Annotated in this window: 19 protein-coding genes; 13 read left to right on the top strand and 6 right to left on the bottom strand. The window is 61.9% G+C overall.

The genetic code is table 11. The annotated features are described in order from the left end of the window. The first annotated feature begins 20 nt into the window (after window positions 1-20). The 5 genes from tssF (at window position 21) to OU994_RS04905 (ending at window position 8,578) form a co-directional block, all read left to right on the top strand. A complete protein-coding gene (gene tssF / locus OU994_RS04885) occupies window positions 21-1,823 on the top strand; it encodes a type VI secretion system baseplate subunit TssF (RefSeq protein ID WP_281609849.1) in 1,803 nt (600 codons plus the stop codon). Beyond that, entirely contained in the window at window positions 1,787-2,803 is a 1,017-nt protein-coding gene (gene tssG, locus OU994_RS04890) for a type VI secretion system baseplate subunit TssG (RefSeq protein ID WP_281609850.1), read from the top strand. Before tssF ends, tssG begins: the two co-directional genes overlap by 37 nt. Beyond that, complete coding sequence (locus OU994_RS04895; RefSeq protein ID WP_281609851.1) at window positions 2,794-5,583, top strand: type VI secretion system Vgr family protein; 2,790 nt, start codon at window positions 2,794-2,796, stop codon at window positions 5,581-5,583. The genes tssG and OU994_RS04895 overlap by 10 nt, the downstream gene beginning before the upstream one ends. A gap of 15 nt (window positions 5,584-5,598) precedes the next feature. Next, window positions 5,599-7,554, top strand: a complete 1,956-nt coding sequence (locus tag OU994_RS04900) for a phospholipase D-like domain-containing protein (protein WP_281609852.1) — start codon at window positions 5,599-5,601, stop codon at window positions 7,552-7,554. 97 nt (window positions 7,555-7,651) lie between these two features. After that, complete coding sequence (locus OU994_RS04905) at window positions 7,652-8,578, top strand: DUF6396 domain-containing protein (RefSeq protein ID WP_281609853.1); 927 nt, start codon at window positions 7,652-7,654, stop codon at window positions 8,576-8,578. An 11-nt stretch (window positions 8,579-8,589) separates the two neighbouring features. Here the strand turns inward: OU994_RS04905 and OU994_RS04910 are convergent, their stop codons facing one another. Next, window positions 8,590-8,958 (bottom strand): nucleotide pyrophosphohydrolase, encoded by a 369-nt coding sequence (locus OU994_RS04910; protein ID WP_281611581.1) that lies wholly within the window; start codon window positions 8,956-8,958, stop codon window positions 8,590-8,592. Between the two features lie 104 nt (window positions 8,959-9,062). Beyond that, a complete protein-coding gene (locus OU994_RS04915) occupies window positions 9,063-9,515 on the bottom strand; it encodes a GNAT family N-acetyltransferase (protein ID WP_281609854.1) in 453 nt (150 codons plus the stop codon). Window positions 9,516-9,611: 96 nt separating this feature from the next. Between OU994_RS04915 and pepN the strand changes: the two genes are divergently transcribed. The 3 genes from pepN (at window position 9,612) to OU994_RS31635 (ending at window position 14,519) form a co-directional block, all read left to right on the top strand. Continuing rightward, window positions 9,612-12,257, top strand: a complete 2,646-nt coding sequence (pepN, locus tag OU994_RS04920) for an aminopeptidase N (protein ID WP_281609855.1) — start codon at window positions 9,612-9,614, stop codon at window positions 12,255-12,257. 322 nt (window positions 12,258-12,579) lie between these two features. Next, entirely contained in the window at window positions 12,580-13,842 is a 1,263-nt protein-coding gene (locus OU994_RS04925; RefSeq protein WP_281609856.1) for a lamin tail domain-containing protein, read from the top strand. A 320-nt stretch (window positions 13,843-14,162) separates the two neighbouring features. Further along, window positions 14,163-14,519, top strand: coding sequence for a hypothetical protein (locus OU994_RS31635; protein WP_307731795.1), 357 nt, complete (start codon window positions 14,163-14,165; stop codon window positions 14,517-14,519). Window positions 14,520-14,551: 32 nt separating this feature from the next. On the opposite strand, the gene uvsE is transcribed toward OU994_RS31635, so the two are convergent. Then, window positions 14,552-15,439: a UV DNA damage repair endonuclease UvsE gene (gene uvsE / locus OU994_RS04935; RefSeq protein WP_281609857.1), complete on the bottom strand. Its 888-nt coding sequence runs from the start codon at window positions 15,437-15,439 to the stop codon at window positions 14,552-14,554. Window positions 15,440-15,579: 140 nt separating this feature from the next. Between uvsE and OU994_RS04940 the strand changes: the two genes are divergently transcribed. After that, window positions 15,580-15,789, top strand: a complete 210-nt coding sequence (locus OU994_RS04940) for a DUF2945 domain-containing protein (RefSeq protein ID WP_137315932.1) — start codon at window positions 15,580-15,582, stop codon at window positions 15,787-15,789. 90 nt (window positions 15,790-15,879) lie between these two features. Continuing rightward, on the top strand, window positions 15,880-17,226 hold the full coding sequence (locus tag OU994_RS04945) for a diguanylate cyclase (RefSeq protein WP_281609858.1): 1,347 nt from the start codon (window positions 15,880-15,882) through the stop codon (window positions 17,224-17,226). On the opposite strand, the gene OU994_RS04950 is transcribed toward OU994_RS04945, so the two are convergent. Genes OU994_RS04950 through OU994_RS04960 form a run of 3 tightly spaced genes read right to left on the bottom strand, consistent with a single transcriptional unit; the run spans window position 17,192 to window position 20,174 of the window. Beyond that, on the bottom strand, window positions 17,192-18,469 hold the full coding sequence (locus OU994_RS04950) for a glycerate kinase (RefSeq protein WP_281609859.1): 1,278 nt from the start codon (window positions 18,467-18,469) through the stop codon (window positions 17,192-17,194). The two genes, OU994_RS04945 and OU994_RS04950, sit on opposite strands and share 35 nt — an antisense overlap. Then, a complete protein-coding gene (locus OU994_RS04955; RefSeq protein ID WP_281609860.1) occupies window positions 18,466-19,362 on the bottom strand; it encodes a 2-hydroxy-3-oxopropionate reductase in 897 nt (298 codons plus the stop codon). Before OU994_RS04955 ends, OU994_RS04950 begins: the two co-directional genes overlap by 4 nt. A gap of 41 nt (window positions 19,363-19,403) precedes the next feature. Then, complete coding sequence (locus tag OU994_RS04960; protein ID WP_281609861.1) at window positions 19,404-20,174, bottom strand: aldolase/citrate lyase family protein; 771 nt, start codon at window positions 20,172-20,174, stop codon at window positions 19,404-19,406. 368 nt (window positions 20,175-20,542) lie between these two features. On the opposite strand from OU994_RS04960, the gene OU994_RS04965 reads away from it, so the two are divergent. The 3 genes from OU994_RS04965 to OU994_RS04975 all read left to right on the top strand — a co-directional run bounded on the left by OU994_RS04965 (window position 20,543) and on the right by OU994_RS04975 (window position 23,145). After that, window positions 20,543-21,208, top strand: a complete 666-nt coding sequence (locus OU994_RS04965) for a response regulator transcription factor (protein ID WP_281609862.1) — start codon at window positions 20,543-20,545, stop codon at window positions 21,206-21,208. Next, entirely contained in the window at window positions 21,198-22,622 is a 1,425-nt protein-coding gene (locus OU994_RS04970) for an ATP-binding protein (protein WP_281609863.1), read from the top strand. Before OU994_RS04965 ends, OU994_RS04970 begins: the two co-directional genes overlap by 11 nt. Window positions 22,623-22,707: 85 nt before the next feature. Continuing rightward, complete coding sequence (locus tag OU994_RS04975; protein WP_281609864.1) at window positions 22,708-23,145, top strand: YgiW/YdeI family stress tolerance OB fold protein; 438 nt, start codon at window positions 22,708-22,710, stop codon at window positions 23,143-23,145. Window positions 23,146-23,225: the final 80 nt, after the last annotated feature.

A 23,225-nucleotide genomic window follows, 5' to 3' on the forward strand; every position in this document is an offset into this window, starting at 1 on the left:
ATCGTTCCAGGACGGGCTCCATGAAAGACTTGCTGATCCATTTCGAACGCAACCTGATGTTCCTGAGACGCTATGGCGCCGAGTTTTCAGCCCGTTTCCCACGCGTCGCCGGCGGCATTCGTATTCCGGCGGACGATCCGCAAGCTGAACGCGTGTTGCAAGGCACGGCATTGCTCGCGGCGCGCATCGACAAGCGACTCGAAGACGGCTACACGCAATTCACGGAGGGACTGCTCGAAGCGCTATATCCGCATGCGTTGCGGCCGTTTCCGTCTTGCGCGGTCGCCTCGTTCGATGTGGGCGCAGCGAACGTGCCGCGGGTGATCCCGCGTGGCACGGAACTGAAAGCAAAGCAGGTGGTGGCAGGTGTGCAATGCCGCTTCCGCACGACAGCGGAACTGTCGCTGGCGCCGGTTGCGATCGTGGCCGCATCGTTCGATCCATTGATCAGGGCACCCGCAGGGACCAGGCTGGCGACAGATGCAACCGCGGCGTTGTCGATCACCATCGCATCGATCTCCGGGCGAATTCCATTGAGGGATCTGCTGCTGGATAAGCTCAGCGTATTCATCGATGGCGATCCTTCGCTGCATGCGGCCCTGCGCGACGCACTGTTCATTCACACGGGCAGCGCCTTCGTCGAAGCGGCCGATGGCCGGTGGCTACCATTGGCGAGTGTGCCGGTAAGCCCGGCTGGCTTCAGCGAAGGCGAGGCACTGATCCCGTTCGGCAAGCGTTCGCATCCGGCATGGCGCGTGCTGGCGGAATACTTTTGCTTCTCCGACAAATTCCGCTTTGTCGATATCGATCTTGCCGCCCTGCGCTCCTTGCTGCCGGCGGGCGCGCATACCGTCACGCTCCATCTCGCGCTGTCGCGCATCCGGCCCGATGGTGCAGCCGCCCGCATACTGCGCACGCTTTTGCCGTCGAACCTCCGGCTGAATTGCGTTCCGGTTGTAAACCTATTCGCGCACCATGCGAGGCCGATCTCGGTTACCGGCACCAAGGCCGACTATCCACTGGTACCGGATGCCACGCAGCCGGATCGATACGAGGTCTATACCGTCGACCGTGTCTGCAAGCAGACCAAGGGAACGGAAGGCGTCGTCGAATTCACGCGCCTGCATGCCCGCCGCAATGGCGCTGTCGCGAAAGGGCATCACTGGGCACTGCGCCACGACGACATCCTGGCCGAGATCAGTCCCGGCTTTGAAAAACGCCTGGCGCTGATCGATGCGGATGCGGACTTCGAAGAGCGCAACACGGTCAGCGTCGATATCACGTGCACCAACCGTGATCTGCCCGTTCAGTTGGGATATGGGCTTCCTGGTGGGGACCTGTCGATGTCCGAGACGCCGGATGGAGGACACGTCTCTTTCGTGACCGCCCCGACTCCGGTGTATCGCTTTGCTTCGGGCGAAGCGCACTGGGACCTGATCGGATGCCTGTCATTGAACCACCACGCCCTGATACCCGATGGCCTGCCGGCGCTGACCGAGTTACTCCAGTTGCACAACCTGCCCCGGTCCGTGGTGGCCGAGCGTCTGATCGCCGGGATCGTTGGCCTCGATCACAAGCAAACAACCGCCTGGATGCCGCATGCCTGCGGCTCGTCGCTGGTGTATGGCATCGAAGTCCACATCACGGTGGAGGAAGAGGCTTTCACCGGCAGCGGCATTCACCTGTTCGCCCAGGTCATGGACCAGTTCCTGGCGCTGTACGTGCAGGTCAACAGCTATGTCGAACTGGTGCTGCTGTCGCAGCGCGACAAAAAGGAGATCCTGCGATGCAAACGACGCAGCGGATACGCAAGCCCGGCCTGATCGGCCGCATTTTCAGCGAACCGTGGCGGTTCGAGTTCATGCCAGCGGTCACGCTGCTGCTGCGCTGGCTCGCCTCGCACCGCATACCGCACGATGACGCGCTCACCCGCGTGCTGCGCTTCGAGAACAGCCTCTCGCTGGCATTCCCGGCTGCCGAAGTGGAAGCGTTGCGTGCCGAAGAAGCGGATGAAGAGATGCGGATCGCGTTGACGCCGGCCTGTTTCGGCTTGCTGGGAACCGCCGGCACCTTGCCCTTCCATGACACGGACCGCTGTGCCCATGCGGCCGCGGAAGGCAATCCGGCGCCACGTGCCTTCTTCGACATCTATTCGACCCGCATGGTTGGGCAGCTATGGCAGGCATGGGCCAAGCCCCGGCTGGAGCTCGCCCCCATTGCCGAGGGCCGCGACGCATCGCAGCGCATGTTGCGAATGCTCGGCGGGAAGTTCGACGTGAAGAGCGAGATCACGCCGTGGTACGCAGGATTGCTGCGCTCGCGCCCGGTTTCTGCAGCGGCGCTCGAACACATCCTTGTTTGGGAACTGGAGCTGCCCGTTGTCGTTGAATCGTATGCCGGGTTCTGGGACGTCATCCCGCCCGAACAGCAATTCATCCTGGGGAGCGAACACTGCATTCTCGGGTCCATCACGCTCGGCCCGGAAGTGTGGCGCGTGGACCGGCGCCTGCGCATCGTCATCGGCCCGCTCACCCGGCCAGATTTCTATCGCCTGCTGCCGGATGGCGCGGGCGCCAGGCTGCTGCATGACCTGCTGGTCCTTGCTACTCCCCAGTCGCAGCTCGAATTCGAGATATGCCTGCTGCCAGGACCGGATTGCATCCAGCCTTGGGTTCTTTCGGACACGCCGGGCGAGATGCGCCGGCTGGGAGAAGACATGTTCCTGGTTGGCGAGGCTGAGTCGCTTGTTGAAATCCGCTATCTGCTGCAACTTGAACCGAGAGGAGTCATTTCATGCCGTTGAATGGTAATGAACTTCCACGCACTGCTGTGATGAGGGTGCTGGAACAGACGGGACGCCTGCTGCGCTCGCATTTCCCTCATAACGACGGGCCGGATGCCGCGCTCGTCGTCAACACGCTATCGGCGCGTGAACAACTGTCGCGCGGCTTCCGCTTCGATGTCGAGCTCCTGTCCGACGATGCCGCGATCCCGTTGAAAGACATGATCGGCAAGATGATGACAGTCTCGCTGGTGCGCGACAACGGTACCGAACGTCACTTCAATGGCTTCATCACCCAGTTCCGCTACCTGAAGACCGACGGCGGGTTCGTTTTCTACCGCGCGGTGCTGGAACCATGGCTGGCGTTCACGAAGCTTCGCAAGAACTGCACGGCGTTCAAAGGCTGCACCGCCCTTGAAATGACGGAGAAGACTTTTGCGCACTACCTCCAGCGCGACTGGCGAGTTTCCATGAACGCTGCGACGCCGACGATCTCGTACCAGGCTCAATACAACGAAACCGACCACAATCATTTGCATCGGCGCTGGGAAGCCGCTGGCTTCTATTACTGGTATGAACACCGCCTGGACGGTCACACGCTATGGCTGTCGGATGACAGCACGCTGGCTGATGCGATCGATGCCTGTGGCACACGGGAAGTCGAACCGGGCATGATGCAGTACTTCGCTCTCGGCGGATCGGCCGAAAGCGATGGCATCAGCCAATGGCAGGCCGTGCGCCGCATGGGATCGGGTGCGACGGCGCTTGCCAGCTTCGACTACAAGAGGCCGGCGCCATTCGTTGCTGGCCGGGGATCGGAAAACCACCAGGGTGAAGACGTACCGCCATACGAGGTGTATGAAAACCTGGGCGAATACGGGTATCCCGATGGGCACGCGGGCGAGGCCCTGGCGCGGCGGCGGATGGAAGAGGCAGATAAGACCACGCAGTATTTCAGGGCAATCGGCAACGATCGCGCAGCGATGCCTGGCCGAAGCTTCGCATTGGCCGAACATCACAGCAGCAAGATGAACTGGCCAGTGCGAAACGTGGCGCTTCGCGATCCGATCGCCAAGCGTGATTACCTGATCACCGCCGTTCGGCACTGGGCCGGCAACAACATCCACTCCGCCAAGCACGAGCCATCGTACTACCGGAATGAATTCACCTGCCTGCGCAGGACAATCCGATGGCGGCCGGGCCGCAATTTCAACAGCCATCCTTGCCCGGCTCCCAGTGTGCAGACCGCCATCGTAGCCGGGCCACCCGGGGAAGAAATCTACACGGATATTTACGGCCGAGTGAAAGTGCAGTTTCACTGGGACCGCGAGAGCAAGAATGATGACAACAGCTCGGCGTGGGTCCGCGTGGCGATGCCGACGGCTGGCGCACAGTTCGGCCAGATCGGCTTGCCGCGTATCGGGCAGGAAGTGGTCGTGCAATTCCTGGGCGAGAACCCGGACCGGCCCATCATTACTGGCGTCGTCTATAACGAGCGCCATAAGGCCCCCTGGGAATTGCCTGGTCAGCGCGCACTGACAGGCATTCGCTCCAAGGAAATCGCCGGCTTCCGGGGCAACCAACTGGTACTCGACGATACAAAGGACCAGATCCAGGCACAACTACGCAGCGATCACCTGCATAGCCAGCTGTCCCTGGGACAAATTCACCGGCTTGAAAGCATTGCGGGACACAAGGAGAAGCGCGGTGATGGTTTTGAACTGCGCACGGATGGCCATGGTGTAGTACGTGCCGCACAAGGTCTGTTGATGACGACCGAAGCACGGACCGGGGCCACGGGTTCCGTGAAAGCCATGGCGGCTACCGAAATGCGTTTGGCCCAGGCGCACTGGCAGCACGATGCGCTGGCGGAGCTCGCACAGCAGCATGACGAGAAAAACACCGGAGCGCAAGCCAGGACTGCCAAAGCTTTGGAAAACCAGAACGGCAGCATTAAAGGTGGCAGTGGCGAACTTCCTGAACTGACAGCACCGCACGTGGTCTTGTCCAGTGCTGCAGGGATCGCTGCCACGGCTACCCGTTCGGTCCATATCGCAAGTGGCGAACATGTGGCGGTTACGAGCGGCGGGAACCTTTCGGTCGCAACGCATGACGGACTATTTGCCAGCGTTCGTCAAGGCCTGCGCTTGTTCGTGCATAAGGTCGGAATGCGGTTGATTGCTGCGTCAGGCGATATCGATATTCAGGCGCTTACGAACAGCATCCATCTCCTGGCCAAGTTGAACATCACTCTGGACGCTGAGCGGATCACGATCACGGCGAAAGAGGAAATCGTGCTGAATGGTGCGGGGAGTTATATGAAGCTCAATGGTGGCGGCATCGAGAAGGGGACCAAAGGGATTATCAGATCGCATGCGTCAAAGCACGAGTTCGTGGGGGCGAAAAACCTCGATATCGCAAATGTGATGCCACTACAGGCGGACTTGAAAGGGAAGGGAATATTCAACCTGGGTAGCCATGCCGCCGCCGGTGGGCGACCGCAAGCCGGGGTCCCATACAAGCTGTACAAGGATGGCTCCGTGGTCGAACAAGGCAAGGCTGATGACGACGGTAACTTCGTCTTCAAGCACGAGATCAATGCAGATGCCAGATACATGGTGGAGCTGCCAAGTGGCGACACTTATGAAATCGACTGCACTGAGGAGCCTGAAGACCATGAGCTGAGTGCGGGCATCGGGCACCACGGCTACCAGTGCGCCGGCCCATCGCTTCTCGAGGAAACCGCATCAATGGAAGAAGACCGTTTGCTGTCAAACCCGGCAATGCGCAACTGGACCTAGGAGGCTGAGATGGGCATGAACGATAACGCCAAGCTCTACAAACAAACTCTCGTGTACCGCAAAGGGCAACCGCCCCAGCAGTGCCTTTCCCAGCCTTGGTGGGTGCGGACCCCTGAGCCTGTTTACCGGCCGATGCACTCGTGTTTTCTCGAACCGATAATCGCGGGGGATCTTATGTTCGACAGCATTGCCGCCGATATCGAATCCGCACAGAGTTCCGTCGATATTATCACTTGGGGTTTCGATCCAGGAATGATACTGGTGAGGGAGGGTTCCGCGCATAAGGGGGAACGTTTTGGCGATCTTTTGAAAAGGGTCGCGTCCCGAGGGAAAGAAGCTGTCAAAGTCAGAATACTTGTGTGGCACGATAACGTTATATCGCAGCGTATGATGAAGAATATCCCGGGTCTCTACGGGCAGCGCTATCCGACCGTAGGCTGTGCCGTGTCGGGATACTACAGCACAGAACATCAGAATTACAACGCAAACTGGTTCGATGAAATTATTAATGGTGCAGTGCCGAACATCGATTTTAGGCTCAGGAATTTGTCTGCTCTGTACCTGCCATCTTCCCTGCAAGGAGAGCCACCAGTTCCAAAAAATGTTATCGGAGGAGTGGCTGCGATTTATGCCACACACCATCAAAAGATGATGTTGATCGACTTTGAACAACCCGAGGTTGCCAAGGGTTATGTCATGGGCCACAACTGTCTAACGGATTTTTGGGACACGATCGACCATCCTTTTCAAAGCCCGCTTCGTGAAAGGTTTTACCGTGAAGAGCCGGCGGCAGCAGCAAGGCGCTATGAGAGCCCCGAGCCGGCTGACTTTCAGGGCTCTGGCATCTACTCGCCTGGATACCGTTATCCGATCACAAGTGCTGAAGAGCGCCGGATGTCACTGGAAGTCCATCTGGACCGGATCAGCTTTATTGCAAAACCTTATCAGGATGTTTCTTGTCGCGTACGCGGTCCCATACTTGCAAACTTGAATCATAATTTCTGCGAAGCATGGTTGGCCTCCAGCCAGCCAAGAGCGTGGGATAAAGACACCCATATGTTATCGATCGATTGGCTTCTGGCCAGTCCAAAAGCTGCTTACCGTACCCTATTTCCTCCCGATTACGACGAAGCTATGGTGAATAGAAGAAAATCAATACCGTCGAAAAGCTTTGTAGTCAAGAATGGAAAGCACAGCGCACAGCTTTTGCGGACTCAACCAGAGCGCGGAGAGAAGAGTGTCAAGGAATGCTACGCGAACCTTACCCGTCAGGCCAGGCACTATATTTTTATTCAAAATCAATACGTTCAATATGAGCCTTGGGCAGAGCATTTGCGGGATTGTGTAAAGCAGATGCGTGAATCAGACTATGGCAGCGAGCTCTATGTCTTCATCCTGACATCAACGCCAGAACGCGACGGAATGGATTTACACACATATGGAGTAGCGGAGAGGATCGGGCAAAGCGCAACCATGACCGTTGAACACGCGGAAGCAGTGGAAAATGCAAAACAAGGGAAGAGAGCAATGCCACTAACTCCAGACCAGTTGAGGAAGCAGGGTATCAATGTCGTAATGGGGTCGCTGTGGACATGTGCCGAGAAGAAAGAGGGATGGCCTTTGCGGGCCGAAGATTACGAAGAAATTTATATTCATGCCAAAGTGGCCATAGTTGATGACGTTGTATTTACATTGGGATCGGCGAATCTGAATATGCGAAGTATGGCAATCGACAGCGAGTTGAATATATTAAGTGATGCACAGGACGTGGCATACAAACTGCGATGTGATTTGTTCAGGCAATGTTCTATTGATGAAGGCCCTCAAGCCAGAAAATCAATGGCTGAGACGCATAAAATATGGTTCAATACGATGAAGCATAACCATGTTATCAAAAGTTCGGGTATGCCTCTGGCTGGGCAAATCGTTCGATTCGATGTCAATCGAAAACCCGGAAAGCCGTTGATCTAGTATGGCTCCGATAGACAGAAAAATTCGTTATTCGGTCGCCATGCTCGTCGCTGGAGTTATGGTGGCTTTTTTAATAATACCCAAAGGATATTCAAGCATGGATAAGTTGCCTGATGGGCTTCGGCATTTTGTAATCCACCATCCATTGCCACGCTGTGCTCTATGGCGAGACAAGATGCCTAAGTCACGTGATCCTGATGCATATCGATCATATATTGAAGCTCGAAATTTATGGCGAAGCAAAATTGAATGGAAACTTACGAAACTAGAAGCTTCGAAAGTGCTTTCTGGTGTGCAAGCTGGGGCAGATGCTGGCGATTGGGGCGCTCGTGCATTGATGGCATATTTTTATCGGGAAGGCTTGGGCCCGCTCTCTAATAACAATGTCTTGCAGCCTGATGCAGACAAGGCTGTAGCGATAACTCGATCTGCAGTCGCCGTGGGGCAGCCTTGGGGATTTTATGACTTGGGCGTGGCTTACGAATATGGCTATGGAGGTGCAAAACAGAGCAATGTAGTTGCTTGGGCGTACTACCTCCGAGCGGCAGAGCTAGGAAGTCCAGATGCACAGATGACGTTAGCCGAGGCTTATGCCCAAGCAGGTAGGCCGAAAGATGAGGAAGCGATGCTAAAATGCGCTTTTGAACAAGGTCATGGCCCGGCCGCGGACAAGCTGGGTCTGCATTTGATGGTGCGTGGAAATTATGCTGAAGGCATAAAAATTTACCATCAGGGCGTAAAATTTGGATGCGAGGACTGCGCGGGAGAACTTAGATTCTTATTTGAGAAGGGGAGCTGGCCATATAATAAAAAACAAAACCAAGAGTTTGCGAATATAGGAATATTTATCGACGTTGAACGTAGTCGACGATATGAATTAATAGAAGCGGCCCTGAAAATTAATCCAGATTTGAAATTTTCAAAGCTGGACGAAATTTTACCTTTGCCGCCGGCAAGGCTCCCCGAATGGAAGGGGTACGAAGCTGGCCTTGAAGAAGAAAATCTCGAATCACCAAGATACTGACCGTCGGAGAATCAATACTCATCATACTTCCGCGCATCGCCCCTCACGACAGCGGCTGGATACTTCTCCCCATTCAGTCGCAGCTTCTCCAGCGCCGCCGCGCGCAAGTCCACTCCAGTAGCATCGGCCAGCTGCACCAGATAAAGCAGCACATCCGCCATCTCATGCCGGATGCCCTCACGCTTGCGCTCATCGAGTTCTTCAGCCGCCCCCGTGCGCAGCCACTGGAAATGCTCGGCCAGTTCGGCGACTTCGACGGTCAGCGCCATGGCCAGGTTCTTCGGTGTATGAAACTGCTGCCAGTCCCGCTCCGCTGCAAACGCGCGGGTCAGGTCGCGCAACTCGGTCAGCGTGTCCTTGGTAAGCGTGTCCTTGGTCAGCGTGTCCTTGGTAAACGCCTCCTTGGTAAACGTGTCCTTGGCCAGCGTGTTGATGGACCCGGAGGGAGAACCGGAACCAGGCCCCGCATCGGAATCGGAAACGCTCACGCCACGACCTTCTGCATGAAGACGGACAAAGGATCTTCCGGATAATCGCCGAAAGCTCCGCGATGCTTGTACCCCATGCGCTCGTACAGCGCCAAAGCCTCCGGCATCGTCGGCCCCGTCTCCAGCATGAATACCGAGCAGCCCTGTGCCCGGGCCTTTTCCTCCAGTGCGGAAATCAGCTTCCGCGCCAGCCCCTGCCCGCGCGCCATGGGCCGCACATACATGCGCTTGATCTCGCCATATTCCGGCGTTACGACGACGGCGGCGCAACCGATCGCCGATCCGCCGGCATCGCGCGCCACGGCGAATTCCACGTTCGGCGCCAACAGCGAAGCGATGTCCAGCGCGTACACATTCTCCGGCGGGTATAGCGAATACAGGTAGGCATCGAGTTCGGCGATCAGCGCGTGCACGTCTGGCTGGTCCGGCGTTTCAAAGGTCACTTGCATGGGCGATTCCGGGGATTGATAACGATCGGGAATGTTATCATTTCGCGCCGCCCGATCGGTGGTCGACTGGGGGCACCTCATCTCACAAGGATAACGATGAAACCGCTTTTAAGGAAAGCCGTCGCCCTGACTCTTGGTTCCTCGCTGCTGATGGCCGCACCGGCCGTGCTGGCCGCCAGCGCACCCCGCGCCGACAAGGAGTGGCTGTCGCAAGCCGATGCCGAAGCCCGTTCCGCGCGCGTGTCGAACGTGGCTTACCAGCTCGACTTCACGCTCACGGGCCAGGAAACCTTCGCCAACACGACCACGCTGAATTTCGATCTCAACGATGCCTCGTCGCCGCTGACGATCGACTTGAACAAGGCCACCGTCAAGTCGCTGACCGTCAATGGCAAGTCCGTCGCGCCGCAATACAACAACTGGTTCATTACCCTGGCCGCGGCCGACCTGAAAAAGGGCCGCAATACCGTCGTCGTCAGCTTCGAGCGCCTGCACAGCACCAACGGCGAGGGCCTGCACCGCATGGTCGATCCGGTCGATGGCCGCGTCTATACCTACTCGCATTTCGAACCCGCGGCGGCGCAGCAGATGTTCGCGCTGTTCGACCAGCCCGACCTGAAGGCCACCTACCAGGTCAACGTCACTGCGCCGGCGGACTGGGTGGTGGTGTCCACCATGCGCGAAGCGAAGGTCGAGGATGCGCAGGGCGGCAAGCGCTGGACCTTCCCCGTGTCGAAGAAGCTGTCGCCGTATAACTTCTCGCTGCATGCCGGCCCGTACAAGATCTGGGAAGACAACAGCGCCAAGTATCCGATGCGCCTGTTCGCGCGCCAGTCCGTGGCCGCGCAGGTGGATCCGAAGGACTGGTTCACGTTCACGAAGCAGGGCCTGGCGTTCTTCGACGATTACTTCGGCATCCCGTACCAGTTCGAGAAATACGACCAGTTGCTGGTGCCGGACTTCCTGTACGGCGCGATGGAAAACGCCGGCGCGGTCACGTTCGCCGAGAACCGCTTCCTCCACAAGGACAAGATGACGACGGACCAGCGCCATTCGCTGGCGTCGGTGATCATGCACGAGATGGCGCACCAGTGGTTCGGCGACCTGGTGACCATGAAATGGTGGAACGGCCTGTGGCTCAACGAGAGCTTTGCGTCGTTCATGGGCACGCTGGGCACCGCGGAGTCCACCGAATTCAAGAACGCATGGCAGTATTTCTACGCGCAAGGCAAGACCGCGGCGTACCGCCAGGACCAGTCGCTGGGCACGCACCCGATCGAGGTGCCGGTGGCCACCAGCGCGAATGCCTTCGACAATATCGACGCGATCACCTATTCGAAGGGCGCCTCCACGCTGAAGCAGCTGCGCCACCTGCTGGGCGAGGAAACCTTCCGCCGCGGCGTGCACAACTACCTCGTCAAGTACCAGTTCCGGAACGCGAAGCTCGACGATTTCATCGGCAGCCTGGGCGAAGCGGCTGGCCGCGACCTGTCGCAATGGACGCAGGACTGGCTGTACCAGCCGGGCGTGAACACCGTCACGGCGAACTACACCTGCAAGGGCGGCAAGATCGATGCCTTCAGCCTGGCGCAGACGGCGCCGGGCGAGCACCCCGTGCTGCGCGAGCAGCGCGTGCAGGTGGCGCTGTTCCGCAACCAGGGCAAGGCGATGACGCTGGACCGCAAGGTCGCCGTCACGTACAAGGGCGCCAGCACCGCCGTGCCGGAATTGCAGGGCGCCGCCTGCCCGGACCTGGTCTACCCGAACTATGAAGACTGGGGCTATGCCAAGGTGAAGCTCGATGCGCGCTCGTTCGGCACCGCGCGTTCGCACGTCAGCAAGGTGGCCGAGCCGCTGCTGCGTGCCATGCTGTGGCAGAGCATGTGGGATGGGGTGCGCGATGGCGAACTGGCGCTCAACGAATTCATGCAGACGGCCCTGAACAACGCGCCGCGCGAAACGGATTATGCGCTGCTGGGCAATGTGCTGACGAACGTTCGCACGGGCCTCGGCTACCTGCAGAAGATGGCGCCGGATGCCGCATATACCACCAGTACCGTGCAGGCGCTGGAGAAGATGGCATGGCAGGGCATCGCCGCGGCGAAGGACGAGAACTTCCGCCGCCGGTGGCTGGCCACGTACGTGGACTTCGCCGGCAGCAAGCCGGCACTGGACCGCCTCGCCGGGCTGCTGCAAAACCGTGGCGTGCCGAAAGGCGTGACCATCAACCAGGATGTGCGGTGGGCGATCGTCAAGCAGCTGTCCGAGCAGGATTATCCGGGTGCGGACAAGCTGCTGGCCGCCGAAGCGGCGCGCGACAAGTCCGACGCCGGCCAGGCCGCCGCGCTGGCGGCACAGGTGGTGCGGCCCGACCCGGCGGTGAAGGCCGACTGGCTGGCGAAGATCGCGGACTTGCAGACCAAGCTGCCGTTCTCGCGCATCCGCACGGCGATGGAAAACCTGTATCCGTCCGCGCAGGCTTCGCTCAACGAGCAAAGCGCCGCGCAGCGGCTGGCGCGGCTGCCGGAGCTGGACAAGAACGCCGGCCCGGTCTACATGCGCAGCTTTGCCGAGTCCATGATCCCGGCCACCTGCACGCCGCAAAGCGTGCAGCGGCTGGCGGACGCGGCCGCGCAGCAGAAAGAGCTGACGGCCGGTACCCGCCGCGCGCTGCTGGAAACGCAGCAGGAAGATGCGCGCTGCGTGGCGATCCGCAAGGCCATGACGGTGCCGCTCGGTTGAGCGTCATGGTCCGTTAATCCCCTGGAAACGCCGGCGCAAGCCGGCGTTTTTACTGATGGGGCCGCAATTCCGGGTTTGACTCGGCTCCCCATGCGGCGTTATATTTTTCTCACCGCGCTCACTTCCGCACGCATTTCACATACGCCTGTCATTTTCCGGTGTCACCATCCCAACGCATGGCGAGCACCGGCAGCCCATCCACCCATGTGGCCGGAATTCGCCAGCACTTCCATCCGCCTGTCCGATCCCTTCCACCACGGGCGGTAATACCGATAAATGCCGCAACTGGCAGCGGAAGGGCTCATCTGAAAAGGGGAAGGCCATGAACATCTACCAGGCAATCTGGGATGCGGACCAGTCCGGCAGCGGCATCAAGCCACTGCTGGCCACGTCTGATGCAGCAGGGCAGGAAGAGCACGGATTCATCCGCGTGCTGACGAAAGCCGAAACGCTGCGCGACCCGAACATCCTGTTCGACCTCGCGCTGCCGCAGCACAAGCGCACCACGTACGACCTGGCCCAGGCACTGTTCGACAACTATGCGCTGGACGAGCAGCATGCCGAGGCGGAAACGCCCGAGGAAAGGGAAGAGATCCACGATCTGCTGGACGCCGTCGTCGACAGCGCGCCGATGCTGGTGGCCCGCCAATATGTGGAGGAGGCCACGGGCACGTCGGTCAGCAGCGCGCGCTGGTATGCGACCTTGCTGGAGATGTGGTTCCGCACCTTCCGTGGCGGTGGCGATCCGGCGCTGTCCGGCTTCGAGCACGTGTTCGTGGGCGAGCAGGAGGGGCCGAAAGTGCAGGGTTACCACTTCTGGTACAAGTACTACCTGGACGATGGGATGGTGCAGCGCGAAGGCAACCGCGCCGCATTCCCGGGCCTGGACGACGACCGCATCGTCTACCTGCGCGGCCAGTACAAGGATGGCCAGGAGCAGTTCGCGGAATCCGTCACCATCTCGTATAAATGGATGGCGCCGGACTACGATGCCAAGGTGCTGCGCCCGCTGACCAAGCCGACCGGCGGCTTCTTCGTCGGTTGCAGCGTCGAGGGGCTGATGGCGCTGGGTACGGTGCGGGCCCACCTCGGCGCCCGCGCGCCCAAGGAGGCGGTGATCAACGGTGCGCGCTATGAGCTGAAGGTGTTCCGCAGCGAGAACAACCAGCACATCCGCACCTTCTATCCCATCTACCTGGGCCCGGCGTCGGACGTCACGCCACCCGACGTTCCGGTTCCCGACCCGGTGGAACCCGGCAAGCTGCGCATCCTCGCCGCGCTCGTCAATCCGCAGGGCGACGACCCGGGCGGCGAGCGTGTCATGCTGGCCAATGGCGGCTCGCAAGCCGTCTCGCTGGCCGGCTTCGTGCTGCGCGACGCCAACCGCAACCGCCTGGCCGTGCCGGATGAATTCGGCACGATCCCGGCACGCGGCGCCGTCACGGTCAGCCTGCCGAAAGGCTCGATCCAGCTGTCGAACAAGGGTGGCGAGATCACGCTGCTGACGCCGAGCGGCAAGGTGGCGCACCGGGTCAGCTATTCGAAGGCGCAGGCCCGGCGGGAAGGGGAAGTGATTTACTTCTGAGCAAGCGAAAAACGGTGACAGGCACCATTTTTGGAATTGTTCGAATCAATTGGTGTCTGTCCCCGATGCCGTTAGTTAAGCGTTACCCGACACATGGAAGCGCTTGCATTCACCCCAAAAGCGAAGGGCTGGGGTCAGACCCGCCGGGGTGACGCAGGGGTTTCGCGAAGCATGCTTCGCGCCTGCGGAACGGTGCTGCATGCATGCCAGCATTCCTTCCTGACCCCGGAATTTGCACTTGGGTTGGGCTTGTTTAGGCGACATTGGTGCCTGTCCCCGGTTTCGGCCGCGCTACAATGCGGCCTTCACCGGAGCCCCCCATGACCTACGAAGAATACCTGGACGAAGTGACGACGCTCATCTTCGAGAAATACGATATCCCCGAGAACGATGCCGTGAAGATCGTGATGGCGGCGCAAGACAAGGAGTTCTTCGTGCCGCACGATAAGAGCGCCAAGCTGCGCAATATCGACCAGGCGCACAAGGATGCCAAGACGCTGTTCGAGGCCGCGGCCGTCAAATCCACGGCCAAACCCGCGGCCAGGACCGTGGCTGGCACGGCGGCCAAGCCTGCGGCCAACGTGGCGGCCAAGCCTGCTTCCAAACCTGCTTCCAGGCCCGCAGCCAGGCCGGCAACCGGCGGCACCCCGAAACCTGCCGTTAAAACCCCGAAGTAACAGCCGGCATTCAGCCGGCATCTAGCCACCCCTCAGCCGGTGGCGGCCCGCCATCCCGCCAGGCCGTTGATCGCTTCTTCCTTCGACTTCGCCTCGATCTCGATCCAGGGCGCGCGCGCATAGGAAGAGGGCATCGTGCTGATCAGGTCCGAGTGCTGCCGGTCGTTGAACGATGTGCGGCCGTTCGAGATGTGCACCAGCTGGTGCTCGGGCACGGCCCAGGTGGCGCGCGCCTTGTCCAGCATCTCGCCCACGCTGGGGTCTTCATAGCTGTCCAGCTTTTCATGCACGATGTGGTGGTGGGCATCGAACACCATCGGCACGCCGGTGCGCAGGCAGATGGCGTGGATCTCGCTGGCGCTGTACGCATATTCGTCGTTTTCCAGCCCGAGGCGGCAGCGGATCGCATCCGGCAGGCGGGCGATGTTCGCCACCAGCGCGTCGTCCCGGTCGGCCTTGCCGCCATGGATTTCCAGCAGCGCCCACGGCGTGCGCGGCTGCGCCAGCAGATCCATGATGTCCGCGTGCATCTGCAGGATCTTCACGCTGTTTTCCACCACGCCGGCCGAATCCGAACTCAGCACCACGAACTGGTCCGGGTGCATCACCAGCCGGATGCCGCGTTCCAGGGCGCGTGCTCCCGTGCGCGCCAGCGTTGCCGCTAACGGCGCCAGCACTTCGCGGCCGATATCCTCGTCCGAAAAAGGGAACAGGGACGACGGCATGCGGTACAGCCGGATGCCCTCCGCCTCGCAGTAGCGCAGCGCGTTGTCCAGGACCTGGATATTGCTGCGGTACAGCTCGTCGAGCAGCTTGCGCTGGCCGTCGAGCGAATGCTCCAGCAGCCGCTTGCGCGTAATGGTGCGGTAGCGTACGGCGGTCGATGCGGTGATGCAGACGAGGCCCAGGTGTGGTGGCATGACCGGAACATCCAGAATGACGAAGTTCCGGATTCTAGCCCGCCCCCCGCGGCGGGTGGCGCCGCACAGCACGTAACGTACGAGAAAGGCGTGACAATCCATGGTCAAATAGCTGTCCTGTTCAAACCGGAGGAATGACGATGGCGGACGACTTCAAGGCGGGCGACAAGGTGCAGTGGCAATCGGCACAGGGCACGGTGCATGGAACGGTGAAGAAGAAACTGACATCCCCTACCGACATCAAAGGCCACCATGTCGCAGCATCGAAAGAAAACCCGGAGTATCTGGTGGTCAGCGATAAAACCGGGGCCGAAGCGGCACACAAGGGCAGTGCCCTGAAAAAAGCCTGAAAAAGTGGCTGCGCGCCCGCTGATTTTGCGACCGGATGTGCGGTTCTTGTGTAAGGTGATGCTTATCCATCACGACGCACGCCACGGAACATGACCAGCGAAGCACCGCTTTACAAAAACCATGCACTGTTGCTCTCGCAGAGCTTTTTCATCAAGGACAACAAGGATGAGCTGCTGCTGCATGCGCACAAGTACGATTTCGACATCGCTTTCTTCAGTGAAGTGAGCGATTTCGCCCAGGCCGTCGAAGCCAGCGGCGACAACAGCCTGTTCGTGATCGATCTCGATGCGCTGCACAACATGCAGGCGGACATGCAGTCGGCCCGCAAGACGCTGCTGCTGGGCGAGCTGCTGGAGCGGCTGCCGGGCGGCCACAGCTACGTCTACCTGCAATCGGCGCGCCAGGGCGGCCGCTTCCTGCTGCAGCAGCGCCTGGTGGACAGCGACTGCCTGGCGTACGCGGAAAAGCCGATCGCCAACGACGTGCTGGTCGACAAGCTGTTCAACCTGTTCGTGCAAAAGAAGCGCGGCGACCTGGTGCGCCTGATCTTCCTCGGCGATGCCACGCACGTGGATGAGGCGGCGCTGCTGGAACAGCGCGTCGAACTGCTGCGCCATGACGACGCCCACACGCTGCACTTGCGCGTCAAGGAACTCCAGCCGGACATGGTGATGATCGCGGACGCGGAATACGAGCGCACCGAGGCGATCGTGCGCGTGTTGAAGAAGAATATCGAGGCCGATCCGGTACGCGAAATCATGATGCTGCAGCGCCGTGTCGACGTGGACTTGACACGCAACGCACTGGCCAGCGGCTTCGACGGCATCATTCCGCTGATCAGCCGCGAGCTGCTGACGGCGCAACTGGTGAACCGCGCCAACAAGATCCGCGTCAGCAAGGACCTGATCGGCAAGGACCGCGCCACCGGCCTGCTGAACAAGGTGGGCCTGCAAAAGAAAACCCAGGAGCTGATCTGCAATGCCGGCCGCGAGGGGCGGTCGCTGGCGCTGGGCGTGGTCGACATCGACAAGTTCAAGACCATCAACGACACCTGGGGCCATTATTTCGGCGACATCGTCATCAAGCGGCTGTCGCTGACGCTGTCGTCGCACGTCGGCGAGCAGGACCTGCTGAGCCGCTTCGGCGGCGAGGAATTCGTCGTCGTGTTCTGGGATTGTTCGCTGGAAGAAGGCGCGCGCAGGCTCGATGCGATGCGGCAGGCGTTCGGCGCGATTCCCTTCGAGGTCACGCCCGGCACGGTGCGCACCTTCTCGTTCAGCGGCGGCGTGGCCGCCTACCCGGAATACAAGACGGGAAACGAGCTGTTCCTGCGTGCCGACGCCATGCTGTACGAAGCGAAGCAGGGCGGGCGCAACCAGATCCGCATCGCGCCCGCGGCTGTCAGCCCTCGATCAGGATCGCCCGGAAGTCATTGACGTTGGTGAGCGTGGGGCCGCATACCACCGAATCGTCCAGCGCCTGGAAGAAGCCGTGGCCGTCGTTGTCGACCAGGCTGTCGCGCGGTCGAATGCCCAGCTGCCGGGCGCGTTCCAGCGTGGCCGGCCCGGCATAGGCGCCGGCGATTTCCTCCTGCCCATCCACGCCGTCCGTATCGCACGCCACCGCGTGCACCCGTTCCAGGCCGTTCAGCGCCACCGCCAGCGATAGCAGGAATTCCACGTTGCGCCCGCCGCGGCCCTTGCCGCGCACCGTCACCGTGGTTTCGCCGCCGGACAGCAGGATGCACGGCGCGGCGAACGGCTGCCCGCGCGCGGCCACCTGGCGCGCGATCCCGGCCAGCACGGTGCCCACTTCGCGCGCTTCGCCTTCGATGCCGTCGCCCAGTATGTGCGCAGTCACGCCCGCTTCGGCGGCCACCGCCGCCGCGGCCTCCAATGCCATCTGCGGCGTGGCGATGAAGCGGATGTCGTGGCCTGCCAGCCGCGGGTCGCCCGGCTTCACCGATTCGCCGCGGCCGCTTTCCAGCACGGCGCGCAGGTGGGCGGGAACTACGATGCCGTAACGGCGCAAGACCGCCAGCGCATCCTCGCAGGTGGTGGCGTCGGCGTAGGTGGGGCCGCTGGCGATGTCCACCGGATCGTCGCCCGGCACGTCGGAGATCAGCAGGGTGAGCACGCGTGCGGGATGGCATGCCGCCGCCAGCCGGCCACCCTTGATGGCGGACAGGTGGCGCCGCACGCAGTTCATTTCACTGATCGTGGCGCCGCTGGCCAGCAAGGCGCTGTTCAGGCGCTGCTTGTCGGCCAGCGTGAGGCCAGGCGCCGGCAGCGGCAGCAAGGCCGAGCCGCCACCGGAGATCAAGCAGATCACCAGGTCGTCGGGCGTCAGGCCAGCGACGAAATCGAGCATGCGCCGCGCTGCGGACAGGCCGGCTTCGTCCGGCACCGGATGGGCCGCCTCCACGATCTCGATGCGCTCGCACGGCACCGCGTAGCCATAGCGCGTGACGACCAGGCCGGCGAGGTCGCCCTGCCAGTGCCGCTCCAGCACGCGCGCCATTTCGGCCGATGCCTTGCCGGCGCCGATCACCAGCGTGCGGCCCGGCGGCGGCGGCGGCAGGTGCGGCGGCAGGCACAGCGCCGGCTGCGCCGCCGCCACCGCCGCATCGAACATCGCACGCAGCAGGGCGCGCGGTTGCGTCAGTGGCGTCCGGGTCATTTTGCTACCGTGTCGCCGATCTGGAAATTGGCCAGCGTTTCCAGCGCGCGCACCAGGGCCGAATGGTCCCAGGCCTTGCCGCCGTGGGCGGCGCAGGCGCTGAACAGCTGTTGCGTGGTGGCGGTATTGGGCAGCGAAAGGCCCAGCTGGCGTGCGCTGGCCAGCGCCAGGTTCAGGTCCTTCTGGTGCAGCTCGATGCGGAAGCCCGGATCGAAGGTGCGCTTGACCATGCGCTCGCCGTGCACTTCCAGCACGCGGGAGGCGGCGAAGCCGCCCATCAGCGCCTCGCGCACCTTGCCGGCGTCGGCACCCATGCGGGCGGCGAACAGCAGCGCTTCGCCCACCGCTTCGATATTGAGCGCCACCACGATCTGGTTGGCCACCTTGGTGGTCTGCCCATCGCCATTGCCGCCGACCAGGGTGATGTTCCGTCCCATCAGTTCGAACAGGGGCCTGACCCTGGAAAACGCTTCGGGCGAGCCGCCCACCATGATCGTCAGGCTGGCGGCGCGGGCCCCCACTTCGCCGCCCGATACGGGTGCATCGAGGTAGTCGCAATCGAGGGCATTGATGCGGGCCGCGAACTGCTTGGTCTCGATCGGCGAGATCGAGCTCATGTCGACCACCACCTTGCCGGCCGAAAGCCCCTCGGCCACGCCGCCCTCGTCGAACAGTACCGAGGCCACGTGCGGCGTGTCGGGCACCATCACGATCACGATCTCGGCATCGCGGGCCACGTCGCGCCCCGAGCCGCGCACCTGTGCGCCCTGGTCCAGCAGTTCGGCCGGGATCGGCTTCACGTCGTGCACGAACAGTTCATGGCCGCCGCGCAGCAGGTGGCCCGCCATCGGCGTGCCCATGATGCCCAGGCCAATGAATCCGATTTTGCTCATGTTTTTTCCTCGTAATGAAATGATTGGTGAAGAGGGATTGGTCAGGCGACGTTCTTGAACCTGGCGGCCAGCTGCTCGGCGCCGCGCGCCAGCAAGCCCGTGTCGCTGCCGACGGCGATGAAGTCCACCCCTTGCTCGATCCAGCGGCGCGCCAGTTTTTCGTCCGACGCCAGGATGCCGGCCGGCGTTCCGGTGGCGCGGATGCGCGCCAGCGCGTCGTCGATCGCCGCCACCACGTCCGGATGGCCGATCTGGCCGATATGGCCCATGCTGGCCGCCAGGTCGCCGGGGCCGATGAAGATGCCGTCCACGCCATCCACTGCGGCAATCGCTTCGATGTTGGCCAGGGCAGCGGGTGTTTCCACCTGCAGGATCACGCACAGCTGTTCTTCACAGGCATGCGGGTAATCCTTGATGCGGCCGAAGTCCGAGGCGCGGGCCGCGGCGGCATAGCCGCGCACGCCCAGCGGCGGATAGCGAGTGGCCGCCACCGCGTTGCGTGCCTCGTCGGCGTTTTCCACGAAAGGAATCAGCAGGGTCTGCGCGCCGATATCGAGCAGCCGCTTGATAACCACCGTGTCGTTCCACGTCGGTCGCACGATCGGATGGGTGGCGCCGCGGGCCACCGCCTGCAATTGCGAATGCACCATCGGCAGCTCGTTCGGCGAGTGTTCGGTATCGATCAGCAGCCAGTCGAAGCCGGCATTGGCCAGCACTTCCACCGTCACGTGGCTCGACAGGCCGGACCACAGGCCCAGTTGCATCCGGCGATCGCGCAGCGCTTGCTTGAAAGGATTCACGGGCACATTCATGTCTTCCTCCATAAAATGTCATATGACGTCATACAACTGGGACGAAAGCCGTCTGTTGCGTGAAGTCATGTATAAGACATAAGATACTTATTAAACAACGGGTAACGTATTTTCATCATCTCTGGGATGGTGCATGCGTGCAAGATAGGCACCACAATACCACGTATTTGTACGACGTCATACAACTTAAACTTTAGATAATTTGATATGGCTCAATACGGCTACAGGCAATTTCTGCCGAATTGTTTCTTTAAGATTCGCTTCACCTCGGCGCTGCACAGTTGCCGGGTCCGGCATACTGCCGACGCGGCCATTCGTAACCCCTGCCGTATTTTTTGCAGTCTCTTCTTTTACGATCCGGTTTCCACATGCGCATCCTCCTGGTCGAAGACGACACTTCTCTTGGCGACACCATCCAGGCCTGGCTGCGGCTGGACCAGCACGCGGTCGACTGGGTGCAGCGCGGCGACTCCGCGCAAACCGCGCTGATGACGCACCGCTACGACTGCGTGCTGCTCGACCGTGGCTTGCCGGGCCTGTCCGGCGACGCACTGCTGGCGCAGCTGCGTGCGGAAGGCAATCACGTGCCGGTCATCCTGATCACCGCCTTCAATGCGCTGGCCGACCGGGTGGAAGGGCTGGACCTGGGCGCCGACGATTACCTCGTCAAGCCGTTCGAGCTGGAAGAAATGTCGGCCCGCATCCGCGCCGCCGTGCGCCGCGGCGCCGGCCAGGTCAGCAACGAACTGGTACACGGCGACATCGCCATCAATCTCGACACGCGCCAGGCCACGCAGGCCGGCCAGCCGGTGGCCCTCACGGCGCGCGAGTACCACGTGCTGTATGCGCTGCTGCTGCGCCGGAACAGCATCGTCACCCGCGCGCAGATCGAGGAAACGCTGTATGGCTGGGGCGATGAGGTGGAAAGCAATGCCGTCGAGGTGTACATCCATAACCTGCGCAAGAAGCTGGGCAGCGACAGCATCGTCACCGTGCGCGGCCTGGGGTACCGGATGAAGAACGATGGCGGCTAGGAGCGAGGGAGAAGCGCCGGTGGCGCGGCGGCCATGGTCGCTGCGGCGCCGCCTGCTGGCTGCCATCGTGGCCGCCAGCACGGTGCTGTGGCTGGCCAGCCTGGGCATCGTGACCGTGATCGCCTGGCAGGAAACCAACGACGTGTTCGACGACGCACTGGAGGAGTCGGGCTACATGCTGATGGCCGCCACCACCGACTGGGACGAGCGGGGCCTGCTGGCGCAGGCCCGCCCTGGCGGCGCGCAGGCCCGCAAGGTGGACATGCAATACCAGGTCGTCGTCGCGGGCCGGGTGATCCAGCGCACGGGCGGTGCCCCGGCACAGCCGTTCGTGGCGGACTTCGATGACGACGACGGCTTTGCCGATGTCGAGGTGCAGGAGCGGCGCTGGCGCGTGTTCGTGGTGCGCGACGCGGCTCGCAATGTCGAAGTGCAGGTCGGACAGAAGCATTCCAAGCGCTTCGACATCCTGGAAGAACTGGCCGACCATCTGCTGCTGCCGGTACTGGGCTTCCTGGCCTTGCTGGCGCTGGCCTGCTGGCTGCTCACGGGCCGCGTCCTGCAGCCGCTGCGCCGCACCGCATCGGCCATCGCCGCCAAGACGCCGGACGACCTGGCACAGGTGCCGCTCGAAGGCCAGCCGAAGGAATTGCTGCCGATCGTGCAGGCGCTGAACGGCGTGCTGGCGCGGCTGGACGCGGCGCTGCAGGCCGAGCGCCGCTTCACGGCGGATGCCGCGCACGAACTGCGCACGCCGCTGGCCGGCCTGCACATGCACGTGCAGCTGCTGCAGCGCCAGCATCCCGACCTCGCCGGTCCGTTCCGCAAGCTGCGCGACGATATCGGCCGCGTCACCGCGCTGGTGGACAGCCTGCTGGCGCTGGCGCGCATGGATCCGCTGTCGCGCGAACAGCTGGTGCGCGAACCGGTGGCGCTGGCGCCCATGCTGGAACGGGTGCGCGCCACCCATGCCGGGCAAGCCGCGCAGCGCGGCATCGCGCTCACGGTGCGCTGTGGCGTCGGGGCAGTGGACGCCAACCCGCAAATGCTGGAGATCGCGGTGCGCAACCTGGTCGACAACGCGCTGCGCTACTGCCCGGACGGCAGCCGGATCGACATCGAAGCGGCCGGCACCCCGGGGCAGGCATGGATCGCCGTGCGCGACGACGGGCCCGGCGTGGCCCCCGCATCGATGGCGCGGCTGGCGGAACGCTTCTTCCGCGTGCTGGGGCAGGGGCAGGCTGGCAGCGGGCTGGGGTTGTCGATCGTGCGGCGGATCGCCGAGCTGCATGGCGGCACGCTGTCATTCGGCCCCGGGCTGGATGGGCGCGGGCTGGGCGCGACGGTGAGCTTCATGGAAGCTGACCACATGGCACCCGGCGGCATGGCACCTGACCACCGCATGGCACCTTAAGATTCCATTCATGTCCGGCCGGTGTAATGCGTCCATGCCCGCCGCAAGTGGCGGATACCAGGCAACCTACATCGGAGGATTTACCATGAAACGCTTCATCCAACTTTCCTGCATCACCGCCGTGCTGGCCGTTTCGGCCGTCGCCATCGCCCAGACTGGCGGCTACACCGGCCCGTCCGCAGCTCCGGCCGCGGCGGCTCCGGCGGCAGCCGCCAAGGCCGCGCCGGGTGGCTACTCCGGCCCGTCGAGCGTTCCGCTGATGAGCGCGAAGGACTTGCTGGCCAACGGCAAGGACGACCAGCAGGTGCGCCTGAAGGGCAAGCTGCTGAGCCATAAGGGCGACGAGGAATATGAGTTCGCCGATGCCAGCGGCAAGATCACCGTGGAGATCGACGACAAGCTGTTCCCTGCGGGCGTGAAGGTCGATCACACGACCGAGGTGGAACTGGTCGGCGAGTTCGACAAGGAAATGATCGGCGAATCCAAGCTGGACGTGGACCAGCTGAAGGTTGCCGGGAAATAAGACACGGCACGCCTGCCCTTGCCCGGCACGGGCAAGGGAGCCGACCCGGTATCATCACCATGAAGGCCGCAATCGCGCGG

Origin of the sequence: Pseudoduganella sp. SL102 (genome assembly GCF_027856995.1) — a bacterium.
GTDB lineage: Bacteria > Pseudomonadota > Gammaproteobacteria > Burkholderiales > Burkholderiaceae_D > Rugamonas > Rugamonas albidiflava.

What these genes read in the sequence shown, in the direction of transcription:
- tssF (WP_281609849.1), top strand. Translation starts at nt 21, where the DNA reads ATGAAAGACTTGCTGATCCATTTCGAACGCAACCTGATGTTCCTGAGA.
- tssG (WP_281609850.1), top strand. Translation starts at nt 1,787, where the DNA reads ATGCAAACGACGCAGCGGATACGCAAGCCCGGCCTGATCGGCCGCATT.
- OU994_RS04895 (WP_281609851.1), top strand. Translation starts at nt 2,794, where the DNA reads ATGCCGTTGAATGGTAATGAACTTCCACGCACTGCTGTGATGAGGGTG.
- OU994_RS04900 (WP_281609852.1), top strand. Translation starts at nt 5,599, where the DNA reads ATGAACGATAACGCCAAGCTCTACAAACAAACTCTCGTGTACCGCAAA.
- OU994_RS04905 (WP_281609853.1), top strand. Translation starts at nt 7,652, where the DNA reads ATGGATAAGTTGCCTGATGGGCTTCGGCATTTTGTAATCCACCATCCA.
- OU994_RS04915 (WP_281609854.1), bottom strand. Translation starts at nt 9,515, where the DNA reads ATGCAAGTGACCTTTGAAACGCCGGACCAGCCAGACGTGCACGCGCTG.
- pepN (WP_281609855.1), top strand. Translation starts at nt 9,612, where the DNA reads ATGAAACCGCTTTTAAGGAAAGCCGTCGCCCTGACTCTTGGTTCCTCG.
- OU994_RS04925 (WP_281609856.1), top strand. Translation starts at nt 12,580, where the DNA reads ATGAACATCTACCAGGCAATCTGGGATGCGGACCAGTCCGGCAGCGGC.
- OU994_RS31635 (WP_307731795.1), top strand. Translation starts at nt 14,163, where the DNA reads ATGACCTACGAAGAATACCTGGACGAAGTGACGACGCTCATCTTCGAG.
- uvsE (WP_281609857.1), bottom strand. Translation starts at nt 15,439, where the DNA reads ATGCCACCACACCTGGGCCTCGTCTGCATCACCGCATCGACCGCCGTA.
- OU994_RS04940 (WP_137315932.1), top strand. Translation starts at nt 15,580, where the DNA reads ATGGCGGACGACTTCAAGGCGGGCGACAAGGTGCAGTGGCAATCGGCA.
- OU994_RS04945 (WP_281609858.1), top strand. Translation starts at nt 15,880, where the DNA reads ATGACCAGCGAAGCACCGCTTTACAAAAACCATGCACTGTTGCTCTCG.
- OU994_RS04950 (WP_281609859.1), bottom strand. Translation starts at nt 18,469, where the DNA reads ATGACCCGGACGCCACTGACGCAACCGCGCGCCCTGCTGCGTGCGATG.
- OU994_RS04955 (WP_281609860.1), bottom strand. Translation starts at nt 19,362, where the DNA reads ATGAGCAAAATCGGATTCATTGGCCTGGGCATCATGGGCACGCCGATG.
- OU994_RS04960 (WP_281609861.1), bottom strand. Translation starts at nt 20,174, where the DNA reads ATGAATGTGCCCGTGAATCCTTTCAAGCAAGCGCTGCGCGATCGCCGG.
- OU994_RS04965 (WP_281609862.1), top strand. Translation starts at nt 20,543, where the DNA reads ATGCGCATCCTCCTGGTCGAAGACGACACTTCTCTTGGCGACACCATC.
- OU994_RS04970 (WP_281609863.1), top strand. Translation starts at nt 21,198, where the DNA reads ATGGCGGCTAGGAGCGAGGGAGAAGCGCCGGTGGCGCGGCGGCCATGG.
- OU994_RS04975 (WP_281609864.1), top strand. Translation starts at nt 22,708, where the DNA reads ATGAAACGCTTCATCCAACTTTCCTGCATCACCGCCGTGCTGGCCGTT.